This window comes from Streptomyces sp. NPDC002476, from assembly GCF_042889785.1.
Lineage (GTDB): Bacteria > Actinomycetota > Actinomycetes > Streptomycetales > Streptomycetaceae > Streptomyces.
Map to the genome: position 1 here is coordinate 140,203 of NZ_JBIARH010000014.1, position 15,278 is coordinate 155,480.

Genomic DNA, 15,278 nt, shown 5'->3' on the forward strand with positions numbered 1-15,278 from the left:
TGTCGGACGGGTCGGACCGCACCCGCGAACACATCTCCCTGCGAGCACGAAGGGGCGTGTCCGAAGCCCGGACACGCCCCTTCGTCCCATGCCGCGCGATGCGCGGTGTGCCGTTACGCGCCCCTCAGCACCGCGCCCGTCCGCTCGGCGGCCAGCGCCACCGCGGCGTCGCGGGCGGCCGTGGCCTCGTCGACGGTCAGCGTGCGGTCCGCGGCGCGGAAGCGCAGCGCGTACGCCAGGGACTTGCGGCCCGCGCCGATCTGGTCGCCGGTGAAGACGTCGAACAGCCGCAGCGATTCGAGGAGTTCACCCGCACCCTCGCGCAGCGCCCGCTCCACGTCGGCCGCCGGGACGTTCTCCGCGACGACCAGCGCGACGTCCTGGGTCGCCACCGGGAAGGCGGAGATGCCGGGCGCCCGGACCGGTCCGTCGACGGCCCGCTCCAGGACGTCCAGCTCGACCTCCATGGCGCAGGTGCGCTCCGGCAGATGGAGCGCCTTGACGACGCGCGGGTGCAACTCGCCGGCGTGCCCGAGGAGGGTCTCCTCCCCGTTCACCGTGACGTACAGCGCGGCGCACCGGCCCGGGTGCCACGGCGCGTGCTGGGCGCCCCGGACGGTCGCCTCGACACCCGCCTCCCGGGCGACCGTGCGGGCGGCCTCGACGGCGTCGGCCCAGTCCGCCGGGCGGCCCGCGCCCCACCAGCCGGCCTGCTCGCGGGCGCCCGCGAGGACGACCGCGGCGTGGCGGGGCTGGTGCGGCAGCGCGGCGTCGAGCGCGGCGATCTCCTCGTCGCCGGGACGGCGGTCGACGGACAGCCGGACGGCCTTCGCCGCGCCGTCGGCGGGCCCGAAGACGAGCCCGGTCTCGAACAGCGCCAGGTCGTGACCGCCCCGGCCGTCGTTGCGCCGCAGCGCGCCGAGCAGCCCCGGCAGCAGCGTGGTGCGCAGGGACGGTTCCTCGTCGGACAGCGGGTTGACGAGGTCGACGGTGCGGCGACGGGCGTCGTCGGCGTCGAGCCCGAGCTGGTCGAACACGGCGCCGCCGACGAACGGGTAGTTCAGCGCCTCGACGTACCCGGCCCCGGCGAGCGCCCGGCCGATCCGGCGGTGCAGCCGCTGGCGATCGGTGAGCCCGCGCCCGGACGGGGGCGTCGGGAGCGTGGACGGGAGGTTCTCGTAGCCCTCCAGCCGGATGACCTCCTCGGCGAGGTCGTTCGGCTCGCTGAGGTCGGGACGCCAGGACGGCACGGTGACGATCAGCTCGTCCTGCCCGTAGACGTCGCAGCCGACCTCCTGGAGGCGGCGCACGACGGTCTCGCGGCCGTACTCCACGCCGGCCACCTCGTCGGGGTGGGACGCGGGCATCGCGATGGTGCGGGGCGCGGACGGGGCGCAGACCTCGGTGACCCCGGCCTCGGCCGTACCGCCCGCGAGCAGCACCAGCAGGTCGACGGTGCGCTGCGCGGCGGCGGCCGCGGCCTGCGGGTCGGTGCCGCGCTCGAAGCGCTTGGACGCCTCGGAGGACAGCTTGTGGCGGCGCGCGGTACGGGCGATCGAGATCGCGTCGAAGTGCGCCGCCTCGATGACGACCTCGGTGGTGCCGTGGGTGCCGTCCTGGGAGTCCGCGATCTCGGTGTTGGCACCGCCCATGACGCCCGCGAGGCCGATCGGGCCGCGGTCGTCGGTGATGACCAGGTCCTCGGCGTCCAGGACGCGGACCGTGCCGTCGAGGGTGGTGAGCTTCTCGCCCTGCTGGGCGCGGCGCACCCCGATCGGCCCGTCGAGACGGGTGCGGTCGTAGGCGTGCAGCGGCTGGCCGAGCTCCAGCATCACGTAGTTGGTGATGTCGACGGCGAGCGAGATCGGGCGCATCCCGGCCTTCTGCAGCCGGCGCCGCATCCAGATCGGGGAGCGCGCCTCGGGCTGGAGGCCGACGACGGTCCGCGCGGTGAACCGGTCGCAGCCGACCGGGTCGGCGACCTTCACCGGGTGGCCGAACGCGTTCGGCGCGGGCACGTCCAGGAGCGCCGGGTCGCGCAGCGGCAGGCCGTACGCGATGGCGGTCTCGCGGGCGACACCGCGCATGGACAGGCAGTAGCCGCGGTCGGGCGTGACGGCGATGTCCAGGACCTCGTCGACGAGCTGGAGCAGTTCGATGGCGTCGGTGCCGACCTCGTGCTCCGGCGGCAGCACGATGATGCCGTGCGTGCCGTCGTCGCCCATGCCGAGCTCGTCGGCGGAGCAGATCATGCCGTGCGAGGTCCGGCCGTACGTCTTGCGCGCGGAGATCGCGAAGTCGCCGGGCAGGACGGCGCCCGGGAGGACCACGACGACCTTGTCGCCGACGGAGAAGTTGCGGGCTCCGCAGACGATCTCCTGCGGCTCGCCGGTGCCGTTGGCGTCGCCGACGTCGACGGTGCAGAAGCGGATGGGCTTCTTGAAGCCCTCCAGCTCCTCGATGGTCAGGACCTGTCCGACGACCAGGGGGCCCTTGAGGCCGGCGCCGATCTGCTCGACGGTCTCGACCTCCAGGCCGACGGCGACGAGCTCGGCCTGTACGTCACGGCCGGTCTCCGTCGCCGGCAGGTCGACGTACTCCCGCAGCCAGGAAAGCGGGACACGCATCAGATCTCCATCCCGAACGGCCGGGTGAAACGGACGTCACCCTCGACCATGTCTCGCATGTCTTCGACGTTGTGGCGGAACATCAGCATCCGTTCGATGCCGAACCCGAAGGCGAATCCGCTGTACTTCTGGGGGTCGACGCCGCAGGCGATGAGCACCCTGGGGTTGACCATGCCGCAGCCGCCGAGCTCGATCCAGCCCTCGCTGCCGCAGGTGCGGCAGGGGCGGTCCGGGTTGCCGACGGACGCGCCGCGGCAGACGTAGCAGACCATGTCCATCTCGGCGGACGGCTCGGTGAACGGGAAGAAGTTCGGCCGCAGCCGGGTCTTCATGTCCGCGCCGAAGAGCGCCTGGACCATGTGGTCGAGGGTGCCCTTGAGGTCGGCCATGGTGAGGCCCTCGTCGACGGCCAGCAGCTCGATCTGGTGGAAGACCGGGGTGTGCGTCGCGTCGAGCTCGTCGGTGCGGTAGACACGGCCGGGGCAGACGACGTAGACGGGGGGCTCGCGGTCGAGCAGGGTGCGGGCCTGGACCGGCGAGGTGTGGGTGCGCAGCACGACCCCGGACTCGTCGGTGTCCGCGCCGTCGGCGCCGCGGACGAAGAAGGTGTCCTGCATCTGCCGGGCCGGGTGGTCGGGCACGAAGTTCAGCGCGTCGAAGTTGAACCACTCCGCCTCGGCCTCGGGGCCCTCCGCGATCTCGTAGCCCATGGCCACGAAGACGTCCGCGACGCGCTCCATGAGGGTGGTCAGCGGGTGGCGGGCGCCGGCCGGGACACGGTCGTACGGCAGCGTGACGTCCACCGCCTCCTCGACCAGCACGCGGGCGTCCCGCTCGGCCTCCAGCTCCGCCTGGCGGGCGGCGAGGGCCTTGTTCACGGCGCCGCGGGCCTGGCCCACGCGCTTGCCCGCCTCGGCCTTGGCCTGGGGCGGCAGCGCGCCGATCTCGCGGTTGGCGAGCGCCAGCGGCGAGGTGCCGCCGGTGTGCGCGGTCTTCGCCCGGGCGAGCGCGTCGAGGTCACCGGCGGCGGCGAAGGCGGCGAACGCCTCGTCCCGCATGCGCTCGATCTCTTCCGGTTTCAGTGCCTCGACCTCGACTGGGTCGTACGACTTGTTCGGTGCCGACATCTCTTCCCGTGCTTCCGATTGGCTGGTACTGCTCTGAACCGGGGACGCCCCGGACCCCGGCGGCCCCGCCCGACGGCCGGAGGACGCAAAGGTGCCAAAGGACGAGTCTAAAGGGCTCCGGACGTGCGCAGGGTCCGCGGGCGGCGCGGGCGGCCTCCGGGCACCCCGCCCCCGGCCCGTCCGGCCGCCGCGCGAACGCGGCCGTCCGAGGCGTGGACCGGGGCGTGGAGGCCGCTATCCGAGGTAGGCGGGAGTGCTCACCGGCAGGACGAACCGGAATTCGGCGCCGCCGCCGGGGCCGCGGCCGACCGTGATCGTCCCGCCGTGCGCCTGGACGATGCCCTTGACGATGTAGAGGCCCAGACCGGTGCCGCCGCGCTTGCTGCCCCGCCAGAAGCGGGTGAAGACGCGGGACATCGATTCCTCGGGGATGCCGGGACCTTCGTCGCTCACGGTGACGGCCGTTCCCTTCTCGTCGTCGTCCGCCGGTGCGGGTGCGACTTCGATGGTGACGGTTCCCTCGCCGTGGCGCACCGCGTTTTCCAGGAGGTTGCCGAGCACCTGGTCGACCTTGTCCGGGTCGGCCCAGACCGCGGGCACCGGCTGGCAGGTGCGGACGAGGAAGCGGTCGGGGTCCTGTCCCTTGGCGGTGAGGGCCTGGACGTGGCGCTCGACGGCGGCGGAGAGGTCCACCGGCTGCCGGCGCAGCTCCAGCCGGCCGGAGTCGATCCGGGAGATGTCGAGGAGTTCGGCGATGAGCCGGGTGACACGGCCCGCGTCGGCGTCGACGGTCTCCAGCATCAGCCGTTTCTGGTCGTCGGTGAACCGTTCCCACTTGGCGAGGAGCGTCGCGGTGAACCCCTTGACCGAGGTCAGCGGGGAGCGCAGTTCGTGGGCGACGGTCGCGATCAGTTCGGCGTGGCTGCGCTCGTTGCGGCGGCGGGCCTCGGTGCCGCGCAGGGAGACCACCACGCGGCGCACGGGACCGGTCGGGCGCTCGCGCACGTACCGTGCGGAGACCAGGACCTCGCGGCCGCCCGGCAGCAGCAGGTGGCGCTCGGGCTGGCCGGTGCGGGTGGCCAGCCCCCCGTACGGATCGGTCAGGGTCCACCAGCGGTGGCCCTTGAGGTCCTCCAGCGGCAGCGCCTGCTCCAGGAGGCGGCCGAGGGCCGCGGCCCGGGGCACGGCGGTGATGCGGGCCGCCGCGGCGTTGTAGCGGACGATCCGGCCGGACCCGTCGGCGACGACCAGCCCGTCGGGCAGGTCGTCGGGGTCGATGCCCCGGTGGGGATCCCCGGGGGCGTCGGCGTCCGGGCGGGGATCGGGTGCGGGGCTCCGGCCGTCGGGCGGCCCGTCCGCTGCGTCGGGTTCCTCGCAGGCGTGCACGGCGGCGGTGCGTGTCCCGTGCGGCCTGTTCATGCCGACGCCCATATCCCTTATCCCACCTCTCGCGATGCCGACCGGTGCAGTGGGCCCCCGGGCCCGTCACCCTACTAGTCGTCGGTGACGGTGCGACACCCTGCGGGGGCGCGCGCCCGCCCTGCGCCGTGCGCCGTCCGGCGGGGCACGGTCACGGCGCCGTCACGGACCCCCGTCCCGGCCCGGGAGCGGGCTCAGGAGCGGGACCGCTGGGCCCGCGCGGAGGCGTACAGGCAGACGGCAGCAGCGGTCGCCAGATTGAGGCTCTCCGCCTTGCCGTGGATCGGCACCCGCACGACGGCGTCGGCCAGCGCCCTGGTCTCCTCCGGCAGCCCCCACGCCTCGTTGCCGAAGACCCAGGCGGTCGGCCCGCCCATGGTCCCGGCGTCGAGCTCGTCGTCGAGGTCGTCGTCGCCCGCGCCGTCGGCGGCGAGGATACGTACGCCCGCCCCCCTCAACCCCTGTACGGCCTGCTCGACCGGGACGCCGACCGCGACCGGCAGGTGGAAGAGCGAACCGACCGAGGCACGGACGGACTTGGGGTTGTAGAGGTCCACCGAGGCGTCCGTGAGCACGACGGCGTCGGCGCCCGCGGCGTCGGCGCAGCGCAGCACCGTGCCGGCGTTGCCGGGGTCGCGTACGTGGGCGAGCACGGCGACCAGTTTCGGCCGCGCGGCGAGGATGGCGTCGAACGGGGAGTCGAGGAAGCGGCAGACGCCGATCAGGCCCTGCGGGGTGACGGTCTGCGACACGTCGGCGAGGACACCGGAGTCCGCGAGGTGCACCCGGGCGCCGGCCGCGTGGGCGGCGTCGACGATGTCGGCGTACCGCTCGGCGGCCTCGACGGTGGCGAAGAGCTCGATCAGGGTGGGTTCGCCGTCGGCGCCGCGGTGTCCGGCTGCCTCGCGCACGGCCTGCGGGCCCTCGGCGATGAACCTGCGCTCCTTGCCGCGGAAGTTGCGCTTGGCCAGCCGCCGGGCGGCGGTGACGCGCGGGGATCGCGGGGAGATCAGTTCGGGGGTGCCCATGGTCGGCGGCGAGCCTCTCTGCGTACGGAGGTGACGGACGTACGGAACGGAACGGGAGTGCAAAGCACCGGACCCGCAGACGGCGAGCGCCTGCGGGTCCGGCTCAGCGAACGGAAGGTGCGGCCTGGATCAGGCGGCGGCCTTCGGGGCGTTGACGTCGCTCGGAAGGGCCTTCTGGGCGACCTCGACCAGGGCGGCGAACGCGTTGGCGTCGTTGACCGCGAGCTCGGCCAGCATCTTGCGGTCCACCTCGATGTTGGCGGCCTTCAGACCCTGGATGAGGCGGTTGTACGTCATGCCGTTCTGACGGGCAGCGGCGTTGATGCGCTGGATCCACAGCTGGCGGAAGTCGCCCTTGCGCTTCTTGCGGTCGTTGTAGTTGTAGACGAGGGAGTGGGTGACCTGCTCCTTCGCCTTGCGGTACAGCCGCGAGCGCTGGCCGCGGTAACCGCTGGCCTGCTCCAGGATCGCCCGGCGCTTCTTGTGGGCGTTTACTGCGCGCTTGACGCGTGCCACTTGTCAACTCCTTGCAGCGGGGCCGTGGTTGGACTCACACGACCCGAAAACGAATGGGTCCCGGTCTCAGTCGAGGTCGCGCCCGCGGGATCACCCGGGGCGACGGACTCACTTGCCGAGAAGCTTCTTGACCTTCTTGGCGTCGGCCGGGGCCAGCACGACCGTGCCGGTCAGCGAGCGGGTCTTCTTGGACGACTTGTGCTCAAGAAGGTGGCGCTTGCCGGCGCGCTCGCGGATCACCTTGCCGGAGCCGGTGACCTTGAAACGCTTGCTGGCACCGCTGTGCGTCTTGTTCTTCGGCATCGCGCCGTTCTCTCCTCGTCAGTGGCGCCCCTCTCGGTGCAGGCACCGGACAGCAGGGGCGTCAGTTCTTGGTGGGGATTCCGGGGGGACCCGGGGCCGCCTGGATGGCGGCCCCTGAGATCACGCCTCGGAAGGTGTCTCTCCCGAAGCCTGGGCGTTCCCGCCCTCGGCGGCGGCGTCGGAGCCGGAACCCTGACGCCCCGCCTTGCGGGCGGCCTGGGCCTCGCGGGCCTCGGCCATAGCTTCGGTCTTCTTCTTGTGCGGGCCAAGAACCATGATCATGTTCCGGCCGTCCTGCTTCGGGTTGGACTCGATGAAACCGAGGTCCTCCACGTCCGAAGCCAGACGCTGGAGCAGTCGGAAGCCCAGCTCGGGGCGGGACTGCTCACGACCACGGAACATGATCGTGATCTTGACCTTGTCGCCCTGCTTGAGGAACCGGACGACGTGACCCTTCTTGGTGTCGTAGTCGTGCGGGTCGATCTTCGGCCGGAGCTTCATCTCCTTGATGACCGTGTGCGCCTGGTTCTTGCGCGCCTCACGGGCCTTCATGGCCGACTCGTACTTGAACTTCCCGTAGTCCATGAGCTTGCACACGGGCGGACGGGCGGTCGCCGCCACCTCGACCAGGTCGAGGTCGTACTCCTGCGCGAGTTCCAGGGCCTTGGCAAGCGGAACAATCCCGACCTGCTCGCCGCTGGGACCGACAAGTCGCACCTCGGGAACGCGAATCCGGTCGTTGATGCGGGGCTCGGCGCTGATGGATCCTCCTCGGTAGCACCACGCGACCGCCTGGCGGACAGCCGCGTAACGTCTGTTTTCGATCAGACCAACCGCACAAGGACAAGAAAAATGCCCCGACGGGACACAGGCGGGGCTCCTGGAACAACCGGAACACCGCCGCGGTCCTCCGCGGGGCGCATCGGGCGGCTCCATCGTCCGTACGGAACGATGGGCACCGCCTGACCGGTGACCCGCCGCCCCGAGGGGCAGCCAGGTGGGAGATCGGAGCCTCCACTTGTGGGCCGGGCACATAGTCGCCCAGCCGGTCGTCACACAAGGCTAGCAGTTCCGCAGAGCGTGCGCTAACCCGGTGTCTCCCCGCACTCCCGCCCACGGCACGGCGTTCACGTGCGCCTATCGTATGGCGCATGAGTGACGCGACCCCCGTGAACGATTCCCCCGGCTTCGACGAGATGGCCCGCGACATCGCGGAGGTGCCCGCGGTCGAGGTGATCGTGACGGTCGCGGTCAATCTGATGAGCGCCGCCGCCGTGAAGCTCGGCCTGACCGAGGACGGCGACGAGCACAAGGACCTCGACGAGGCCCGCAAGCTGGTCCACGCCCTGGCCGGTCTGCTGGACGCCAGTACGACGGAGATCAGCTCCTTCCACGCGGCTCCGCTGCGTGACGGTCTGAAGTCGCTCCAGCTCGCCTTCCGCGAGGCGTCGCTCGTGCCGGACGAGCCCGGCACCGGCCCCGGCGAGAAGTACACCGGTCCGATCTTCGGCTGACCCGCTCTTCCTTCTTCCGCGCAGACGTGAGCCCACCGCCCCCGGGGGCGGTGGGCTCACGCGTGTCGTACGGGCTCCGGGGGCTCAGCGCGTGAACAGGGCCTCGCCCGGTGCCGCCGCGTCGGCCGGGAGCACCGCCAGGTCCAGGCCCCGCACCAGACGGGCGCGCAGGACCTCGTCGGCCGCCAGCCGCTCGGCGACCCGGCGGGCCGCGTCGGCGGGATCCGTCCCGGCGTCGAGGACGAGGGCGAGGGTGCCGTCGGCCCGGCCGGGGCCGAGATGTGCGCGGACCACGGCCGGCTCGGCGGCGACCGCGTCGCGCACCGCCGTGGTGACCGCGGGGTCGTCCAGCGGATCGGCGCTGGTACGGCCCTCGGCGAGGGCGAGCAGCGCGGGACCGGTCAGTTCGAACGCGACCGGTCCGGCGAGGTCGAGCACGACGGTGTCCGCCTTCTCGTGCGCGGCGGCGCGCAGGGCCTGGTGCAGGGGGACGGCGACGGGGCGGGCCCCGGGGTCCCAGAGGGCCAGCGAGTCGGTCGAGGTGAAGGCGGGCAGGGCGCGGCGGTCCCCGGCCAGGAGGGTGGGGACGGCCATGTCGCTGGTCTTCTCGCGACGCAGCCCGTTCTCGTCCACCTCCACCTCGCCGAGCACGGCGACGACGGGGACCAGCAGCCGGGTCCCCTGGAGTGCTTCGAGTACCGGGCCGACCGCCGTCCGGTCCTCGGCCCAGGCGGCGAGCGCCGCCGCGAGTGCCGGGTCGGCCGAGCCGTCGTCGTCGGAGTAACCGGGGTCCGGAATGTTCTTCAGCTCCACGGGGTGAGCGTAGTCCCCGCGCCCGCGCGCCCTTCCGGCAGGTCGGCGTGCACTCCGCCGCCGTGCCGGATGCCCGTCGGCGTACCGGATCAGGCCCGGCGCCGCGCTTCGGCCCAGCCGCCGGCCCCGCCGCGCCACAGCACCACGGCCAGGGCCAGCAGGACGGCCCCGAGACCGCCGGCGGCGAGGGCGAGCCGGCCGGTGGGCCTGGTGTCGTGGTGCTCGGGGGCGGGCCCCGGTCCGAAGTACCGCTCGCGGTACCCGGCCTCGGCCGACTCGGCCCGCAGACCGGCGGGGCGGAGCGCGGAGCCCGCCTCGATCGCGGCGGCGGGGTCCACGATGCCGTACCCCCGGGCGTCGTCGTGGCCGGAGCCGGAGCCGCTGCGGGCCGTGTCCATGAGCAGCCGCTTGATCTGGGCCGGGGTCAGTCCGGGATGCGCGGCGCGCACCAGCGCCACCGCCCCGGAGACGAACGCGGCCGCGGCGGAGGTGCCCCACTCCACGTAGTACTGACGGTCGGGGGCGGGGACGACGATGTCGACCCCGGGCGCGCTGACGGTGGTGTACCAGCGGCGGGTGGAGAAGGCGGCGTGGGTGCCGTACCGGTCGACGGCGGCGACGGCGATCACCCCCGGGTAGGCGGCGGGGTAGGAGACGTGATCGCCCTTCTCCCCGCCGTTGCCCGAGGAGGCGACGACAACGGCCCCCTTCCCCAGCGCGTACTGGATCGCGGCGTCCTCATCCGCTTCCGGGTGGGCCGACTCGCTGTCGTCGCCGAGCGAGAGGTTGATGACGTCGGCGCCGTGGTCGGCGGCCCAGCGGATGCCGTCGGCGAGGGCCGAGCCGCGGGACTCCCGGGCCCTGGCGCGGGCCGGGTCCGAGGCTTCGAGGATCACCCGGACCGGGAGGATCCTCGCCCCGGGCGCCACGCCGAGCACCCCGTCGGCGCCACCGGCTCCGTGGCCGCGGCCCGCGATGATGCCCGCCATCGCCGTGCCGTGCCGCGCCCAGGCATGGTCGCCGCGGCGGGCGCCGAAGCCGATCATGTCCTTGCCGGGCAGTACCTGGCCGTCCAGGTCGGGGAGGCTGCCGTCGACCCCGGTGTCGACGACGGCGACGGTGATCCCCCGGCCCTTGGTGGTCCGCCACGCCTGGTCGGTGTGGAGCGCCTCGAGACCCCACTGCTGGTCCCGTATGGCGTCGGCGCGAGCCGGGACCGCGGGCAGCAGCGCGAACGCTGTGGCGGCGCAGACCGCGCCCAGCAGGCGGCGGTGGTGGCGGGCGCGGCTCATCGCGGCTTCTCCGTGAGGTCGGTGACGGTCCGGCGCAGACCGCGCTCGATCCGGTCGGCGACGCCTCCGGCCTCGTGGCCGAGCCCGGCCTCGGCGACCGTGCCCTTCGCCTCGGGGTCGGCGGCCCGGTCCGCGGGTCGCGGGTCGGTGACGGGGCGCCCGTCGGCGAACCCGGAGACGGCGAACACGACGACGGGCATTCCGGTCGGCACGCGGACGGACCAGGCGGCACGCTGCCGGTCGCCGAACGCGGCGGCGACCGTGCCGTCGACGGGGTAGGTGCGGGGCATCAGGTCGGCGCGGCGGTCGAGGTGCTGCTCGGAGAACCGGTCGCGCAGCGCCGTCATGGCCCGGGCGTCCCCCTCGGTGAAGATCACCCCGACCGTGGTGACGGAGCTCGTGGTGGCGTCGGTGTACGTGGCCCGCAGCAGCCGTTCGCAGCCGACCGGGCGCAGGGCCCGGGCCAGCAGCGGGTCCAGGGCCGGCGCGCAGCCGCCGTCCGGGGCCACGGCGAGCCTGGTCCAGACCCGGTCGGCGCCGCCGGGCCCCGCTCCCCGGCCGTCGAGGACGCGCGGGAAGAGTGTGTCCACGGGGACGCTGTGCCAGGCGGAGCGCCCGACGGTGTAGGGGCTGCGGACGGCGGGGTCGGCGGAGGAGGTGCTGGTCAGCCAGGCGCCCGTGGCGGCGCCGCCGATCAGTCCGAGCCCGAGCACGACACACACCGCGGCGGCCGCGGTACGGGCGGGGTGGCGGGTCCGTACCGGGCGCAGCCGGGTGGTGGTCTCCGCGGGCGTATCGGGGAACGGCTGCCGGTACGTATGCGGGTGCGGGGCGCGGACCGGTGGCGTCGCGGCGGGCGGCGGTGCCGTGGCGGCCGTCGGGGTCGGTACGGGTGCTGCCGCCGAGGCGGGCGGCGGGACCGGGGAGGGCGGTGCGGCGGGTGCGGGGACGGGGGCCGGGGCCACGGCCGGGCGGGGCGGAACGGGAGGACGCTGCGCCTCGGTACTCATCCGCCCCCCTGATCCCATTCCGTACCGTGCGCGGACCGACGCCGCAGGCAGGCCCGTTGGTTCGCCGCGTGCCGTCACTCTACGGGGTGGCGGGGCCCGGTTGGGAGCGGGACGCCGGGGCGGCGGGGCGATCTGCGCGGATCACCCCCTACCCAGCGGTACGGACGTCTGGCAAGCTGCGGCCATGACTGCCCGCGCCGCTGACCGGACCCGTTACGACCGGGCCACCGCCCATCTGGACGCCCCGCTCGCCGTCGTCGACCTGGACGCGTTCGACGCCAACGCCGACGACCTGGTGCGCCGTTCGGGCGGCAAACCGGTCCGGGTCGCGAGCAAGTCCGTGCGCTGCCGGGCCCTGTTGGAACGGGTGCTGGCCCGGCCCGGGTTCGCGGGGATCATGTCGTTCACCCTGGCCGAGTCGCTGTGGCTGGCGCGGGCCGGTTTCGACGACGTGCTGCTGGCCTATCCGTCGGCCGACCGGGCCGGTTTCGCGGAGCTGGCCGCCGACCCGAAGCTCGCCGCGACCGTGACGGTGATGGTGGACGACCCCGCGCAGCTGGAGCTGATCGACGCGGCACGGGCCGGCGGCCGGGAGGAGATCCGGGTCTGTCTCGAACTGGACACCTCGCTGCGTCTGCTGGGCGGCCGGGTCCGGATCGGCTCCCGCCGCTCGCCGCTGCGGACGCCCGCCCGACTGGCCGAGCTGGCACGCTCGGTGGTGCGCAGGCCCGGCTTCCGGCTGGTGGGTCTGATGGCGTACGAGGGGCACATCGCCGGGGTCGGGGACGCGGTCGCGGGGCATCCGCTGCGCTCGCGGGCGGTCCGGCTGATGCAGGCCACGAGCCGCAGGGAGCTGGTCGTGCGGCGGGCCGAGTCGGTGCGGGCCGTGCGGGCGGTCGCCCCGGACCTGGAGTTCGTGAACGGCGGCGGCACCGGCAGTGTGCAGCACACGGCGGCGGAGCGGGCGGTGACGGAGATCGCGGCCGGGTCGGGGCTGTTCGTGCCCCGGCTGTTCGACAACTACACGTCGTTCACGGCGCGTCCGGCGGCGCTGTTCGCCCAGCCGGTGGTGCGCCGCCCGGGGGTGGGGGTGGTGACCGTGCTCGGCGGCGGCTACCCGGCGTCCGGCCCCGCGGGGACGGACCGGCTGCCGGTCCCGTATCTGCCCCAGGGGCTGCGCTACGACCCCCAGGAGGGGCCCGGCGAGGTGCAGACGCCGCTGCTGGGTTCACCGGCCGACGATCTGCTGATCGGCGACAAGGTGTGGTTCCGGCACGCGAAGGCCGGTGAACTGTGCGAACGCTTCGACGTGTTGCGGCTGGTCGAGGGCGACCGGGTGACGGCGACGGTGCCGACGTACCGGGGCGAGGGCCGTACGTTCCTCTGAGTTCGGCGGGCGTCCCGCGGCGGGGGGCCGGACGGCCCCCGCCTCCGGTCGTTCTAGAGCGGGGTGACGTAGGCGGCGGAGATGCCTCCGTCGACGAGGAAGTCGGTGGCGTTGACGAACGAGGCGTCGTCGCTGGCGAGGAACGCGACGGCCGCCGCGATCTCGGTGGCGTCGGCGAACCGCCCGGCCGGGATGTGCACGAGCCTGCGGGCCGCGCGCTCCGGGTCCTCGGCGAACAGCTCCCGGAGCAGCGGGGTGTCGACCGGTCCCGGGCACAGCGCGTTGACCCGGATGCCCTCGCGGGCGAACTGGACGCCGAGTTCACGGGACAGGGAGAGGACTCCGCCCTTGGACGCGGTGTAGGAGATCTGGCTGGTGGCCGCTCCCATGACCGCGACGAAGGACGCGGTGTTGATGATCGAGCCGCGACGCTGTCGCCGCATGTAGGGCAGGGCGGCCTTGCAGCAGAGGTAGACGGAGGTGAGGTTGACGTCCTGGACGCGTTTCCACGCCTCCAGGCCGGTGGTGAGGATGGAGTCGTCCTCGGGCGGGGAGATGCCCGCGTTGTTGAAGGCGATGTCGACGGAGCCGTAGGTGTCGAACGCGGCCGCGAAGAGAGCCTCGACCTCTTCGGGGTCGGTGACGTCGGTGCGTACGAAGATGCCGCCGGCCTCCTCGGCCGCGGCCTTGCCCGTCGTCTCGTCGATGTCGGCGCAGACGACGTGGGCGCCCTCCGACGCCAGGCGGCGGGCGGTGGCGAGACCGATGCCGCTGCCGGCCCCGGTGATGACGGCGGTCCGGCCGGTCAGGCGGCGGCAGACGTTCTCGGCGTCGGTGGTGGTCATGTCGGTTCAGTCCTCCGTGCTGATGAAGACGTTCTTGGTCTCGGTGAAGGCGGCGAGGGCGTCGGGGCCGAGTTCCCGGCCGAGTCCGGACCGGCCGAAGCCCCCGAACGGGGTCCAGTAACGGACGCTCGCGTGCGAGTTGACGGAGAGGTTCCCGGCCCGGACCCCCTGCGAGACGCGCAGCGCGCGGCCCACGTCCCGGGTCCAGATCGAGCCGGCGAGGCCGTACTCCGTGGCGTTGGCGAGCCGGACGGCGTCACCCTCGTCGTCGAACGGGAGGACGACGGCGACCGGTCCGAAGACCTCCTCGGCGGCGACGGGCGCGTCCGGGCCCACGCCGGTGAGGACGGTGGGCGGGAACCAGAAGCCGGGTCCTTCGGGCGCCTTGCCGCGGATAGCCTCCGCTTCCTCGGGCACGAGGGCGCGCACCCGGTCGCGGTGCTCCCGGGAGATCAGCGGTCCCATGCCGGTGCGTTCGTCGGACGGGTCGCCCACGACGACCGATTCGACCGCGGGAGCGAGGAGTTCGAGGAAGCGGTCGTGGACGGACCGCTGGACCAGGATGCGGGTGCGGGCGCAGCAGTCCTGGCCCGCGTTGTCCAGGAACGCCATGGGGGCGGCTGCCGCGGCGGCCTCGATGTCGGCGTCGGCGAAGACGATGTTGGGGCTCTTGCCTCCGAGTTCGAGGGTGAGCCGCTTCACGCGGTCGGCACACCTGGCCATGATCCGTCTGCCGGTACGGGTGGAGCCGGTGAAGACGATCTTGTCGACGCCGGGGTGTTCGACCAGGGCGCCGCCGGTGACGGCGCCCGCGCCGGGCAGCACCTGGAGGAGGTGTTCGGGCAGTCCCGCGTCCAGGGCGATCCGGGCCAGGCGCAGGGCGGTGAGCGGCGTGGTCTCGGCAGGTTTGAGCAGGACGGCGTTGCCCGCGGCGAGGGCGGGGGCGAACCCCCAGGCGGCGATCGGCATGGGGAAGTTCCACGGCGCGATCACGCCGACGACGCCGAGGGGTTCGAGGAGGGTGACGTCGAGTCCGCCGGGCACCGGGATCTGCCGTCCGGTGAGGCGTTCCACTCCCCCGGCGGCGTAGTCGAGCAGGTCACGGACGTTACCTGCCTCCCAGCGGGCGTTGCCGATGGTGTGTCCGGCCTCCCGCACCTCCAGACGGGCCAGTTCCTCGGCCTCGGCGTCGACGGCGGCGGCGAAGCGGCGCAGCCCGCGGGCGCGGTCGGCGGGGGCGAGGGCGGCCCAGACGCGCCGGGCCGCCCTCGCGCGTACGACCGCCGCGTCGACCTCGGCGACGGTGGTGGACGGGACGGTGGCGAGGAGTTCTTCGGTCGCGGGGTCGAGTACGTGGTGTTCCAGAGGCCGTTCGGGCCGGTCGGTCGGGGTCACGG

General features: G+C 73.7%; 14 protein-coding genes. 2 read left to right on the top strand and 12 right to left on the bottom strand.

From position 1 onward, the window contains the following. Nucleotides 1-113: 113 nt before the first annotated feature. The 7 genes from pheT to infC form a co-directional block, all read right to left on the bottom strand. Nucleotides 114-2,627 carry a phenylalanine--tRNA ligase subunit beta gene (gene pheT, locus ACFYXM_RS18500; protein WP_389290477.1) on the bottom strand — a complete coding sequence of 838 codons (2,514 nt, stop codon included), beginning with the start codon at nucleotides 2,625-2,627 and terminating at the stop codon, nucleotides 114-116. Beyond that, the gene (gene pheS, locus ACFYXM_RS18505; protein ID WP_351522151.1) at nucleotides 2,627-3,754 is read right to left on the bottom strand and encodes a phenylalanine--tRNA ligase subunit alpha; all 1,128 of its coding nucleotides are present in this window, start codon (nucleotides 3,752-3,754) and stop codon (nucleotides 2,627-2,629) included. Before pheS ends, pheT begins: the two co-directional genes overlap by 1 nt. A 234-nt stretch (nucleotides 3,755-3,988) precedes the next feature. Then, nucleotides 3,989-5,185, bottom strand: a complete 1,197-nt coding sequence (locus ACFYXM_RS18510; RefSeq protein WP_389290479.1) for an ATP-binding protein — start codon at nucleotides 5,183-5,185, stop codon at nucleotides 3,989-3,991. A 182-nt stretch (nucleotides 5,186-5,367) separates the two neighbouring features. Further along, the gene (locus ACFYXM_RS18515) at nucleotides 5,368-6,201 is read right to left on the bottom strand and encodes a TrmH family RNA methyltransferase (RefSeq protein WP_389290480.1); all 834 of its coding nucleotides are present in this window, start codon (nucleotides 6,199-6,201) and stop codon (nucleotides 5,368-5,370) included. Nucleotides 6,202-6,330: 129 nt separating this feature from the next. Beyond that, on the bottom strand, nucleotides 6,331-6,717 hold the full coding sequence (gene rplT / locus ACFYXM_RS18520; RefSeq protein ID WP_073787782.1) for a 50S ribosomal protein L20: 387 nt from the start codon (nucleotides 6,715-6,717) through the stop codon (nucleotides 6,331-6,333). A gap of 108 nt (nucleotides 6,718-6,825) precedes the next feature. Continuing rightward, entirely contained in the window at nucleotides 6,826-7,020 is a 195-nt protein-coding gene (gene rpmI / locus ACFYXM_RS18525; protein ID WP_362627802.1) for a 50S ribosomal protein L35, read from the bottom strand. Nucleotides 7,021-7,140: 120 nt separating this feature from the next. Continuing rightward, on the bottom strand, nucleotides 7,141-7,845 hold the full coding sequence (gene infC / locus ACFYXM_RS18530; RefSeq protein WP_389290551.1) for a translation initiation factor IF-3: 705 nt from the start codon (nucleotides 7,843-7,845) through the stop codon (nucleotides 7,141-7,143). Nucleotides 7,846-8,171: 326 nt separating this feature from the next. Between infC and ACFYXM_RS18535 the strand changes: the two genes are divergently transcribed. Further along, complete coding sequence (locus tag ACFYXM_RS18535; protein ID WP_073787788.1) at nucleotides 8,172-8,534, top strand: DUF1844 domain-containing protein; 363 nt, start codon at nucleotides 8,172-8,174, stop codon at nucleotides 8,532-8,534. A gap of 84 nt (nucleotides 8,535-8,618) precedes the next feature. Here ACFYXM_RS18535 and ACFYXM_RS18540 read toward each other — a convergent pair whose 3' ends face one another. From ACFYXM_RS18540 to ACFYXM_RS18550, 3 genes are all read right to left on the bottom strand, one after another. Then, on the bottom strand, nucleotides 8,619-9,347 hold the full coding sequence (locus ACFYXM_RS18540) for an SseB family protein (protein ID WP_389290483.1): 729 nt from the start codon (nucleotides 9,345-9,347) through the stop codon (nucleotides 8,619-8,621). 89 nt (nucleotides 9,348-9,436) lie between these two features. Beyond that, complete coding sequence (mycP, locus tag ACFYXM_RS18545) at nucleotides 9,437-10,639, bottom strand: type VII secretion-associated serine protease mycosin (protein ID WP_389290485.1); 1,203 nt, start codon at nucleotides 10,637-10,639, stop codon at nucleotides 9,437-9,439. Next, on the bottom strand, nucleotides 10,636-11,649 hold the full coding sequence (locus ACFYXM_RS18550; RefSeq protein WP_389290487.1) for a hypothetical protein: 1,014 nt from the start codon (nucleotides 11,647-11,649) through the stop codon (nucleotides 10,636-10,638). The genes mycP and ACFYXM_RS18550 overlap by 4 nt, the downstream gene beginning before the upstream one ends. Before the next feature lie 184 nt (nucleotides 11,650-11,833). On the opposite strand from ACFYXM_RS18550, the gene ACFYXM_RS18555 reads away from it, so the two are divergent. Then, a complete protein-coding gene (locus ACFYXM_RS18555; protein WP_389290489.1) occupies nucleotides 11,834-13,036 on the top strand; it encodes an amino acid deaminase/aldolase in 1,203 nt (400 codons plus the stop codon). Nucleotides 13,037-13,089: 53 nt separating this feature from the next. On the opposite strand, the gene ACFYXM_RS18560 is transcribed toward ACFYXM_RS18555, so the two are convergent. Further along, nucleotides 13,090-13,881, bottom strand: a complete 792-nt coding sequence (locus ACFYXM_RS18560; protein ID WP_389290491.1) for a 3-oxoacyl-ACP reductase — start codon at nucleotides 13,879-13,881, stop codon at nucleotides 13,090-13,092. Between the two features lie 6 nt (nucleotides 13,882-13,887). Then, nucleotides 13,888-15,276, bottom strand: coding sequence for an aldehyde dehydrogenase family protein (locus ACFYXM_RS18565; protein ID WP_389290493.1), 1,389 nt, complete (start codon nucleotides 15,274-15,276; stop codon nucleotides 13,888-13,890). Between the last annotated feature and the right edge of the window lie 2 nt (nucleotides 15,277-15,278).

What these genes read in the sequence shown, in the direction of transcription:
- pheT (WP_389290477.1), bottom strand. Translation starts at nt 2,627, where the DNA reads ATGCGTGTCCCGCTTTCCTGGCTGCGGGAGTACGTCGACCTGCCGGCG.
- pheS (WP_351522151.1), bottom strand. Translation starts at nt 3,754, where the DNA reads ATGTCGGCACCGAACAAGTCGTACGACCCAGTCGAGGTCGAGGCACTG.
- ACFYXM_RS18510 (WP_389290479.1), bottom strand. Translation starts at nt 5,185, where the DNA reads ATGGGCGTCGGCATGAACAGGCCGCACGGGACACGCACCGCCGCCGTG.
- ACFYXM_RS18515 (WP_389290480.1), bottom strand. Translation starts at nt 6,201, where the DNA reads ATGGGCACCCCCGAACTGATCTCCCCGCGATCCCCGCGCGTCACCGCC.
- rpmI (WP_362627802.1), bottom strand. Translation starts at nt 7,020, where the DNA reads ATGCCGAAGAACAAGACGCACAGCGGTGCCAGCAAGCGTTTCAAGGTC.
- ACFYXM_RS18535 (WP_073787788.1), top strand. Translation starts at nt 8,172, where the DNA reads ATGAGTGACGCGACCCCCGTGAACGATTCCCCCGGCTTCGACGAGATG.
- mycP (WP_389290485.1), bottom strand. Translation starts at nt 10,639, where the DNA reads ATGAGCCGCGCCCGCCACCACCGCCGCCTGCTGGGCGCGGTCTGCGCC.
- ACFYXM_RS18550 (WP_389290487.1), bottom strand. Translation starts at nt 11,649, where the DNA reads ATGAGTACCGAGGCGCAGCGTCCTCCCGTTCCGCCCCGCCCGGCCGTG.
- ACFYXM_RS18555 (WP_389290489.1), top strand. Translation starts at nt 11,834, where the DNA reads ATGACTGCCCGCGCCGCTGACCGGACCCGTTACGACCGGGCCACCGCC.
- ACFYXM_RS18560 (WP_389290491.1), bottom strand. Translation starts at nt 13,881, where the DNA reads ATGACCACCACCGACGCCGAGAACGTCTGCCGCCGCCTGACCGGCCGG.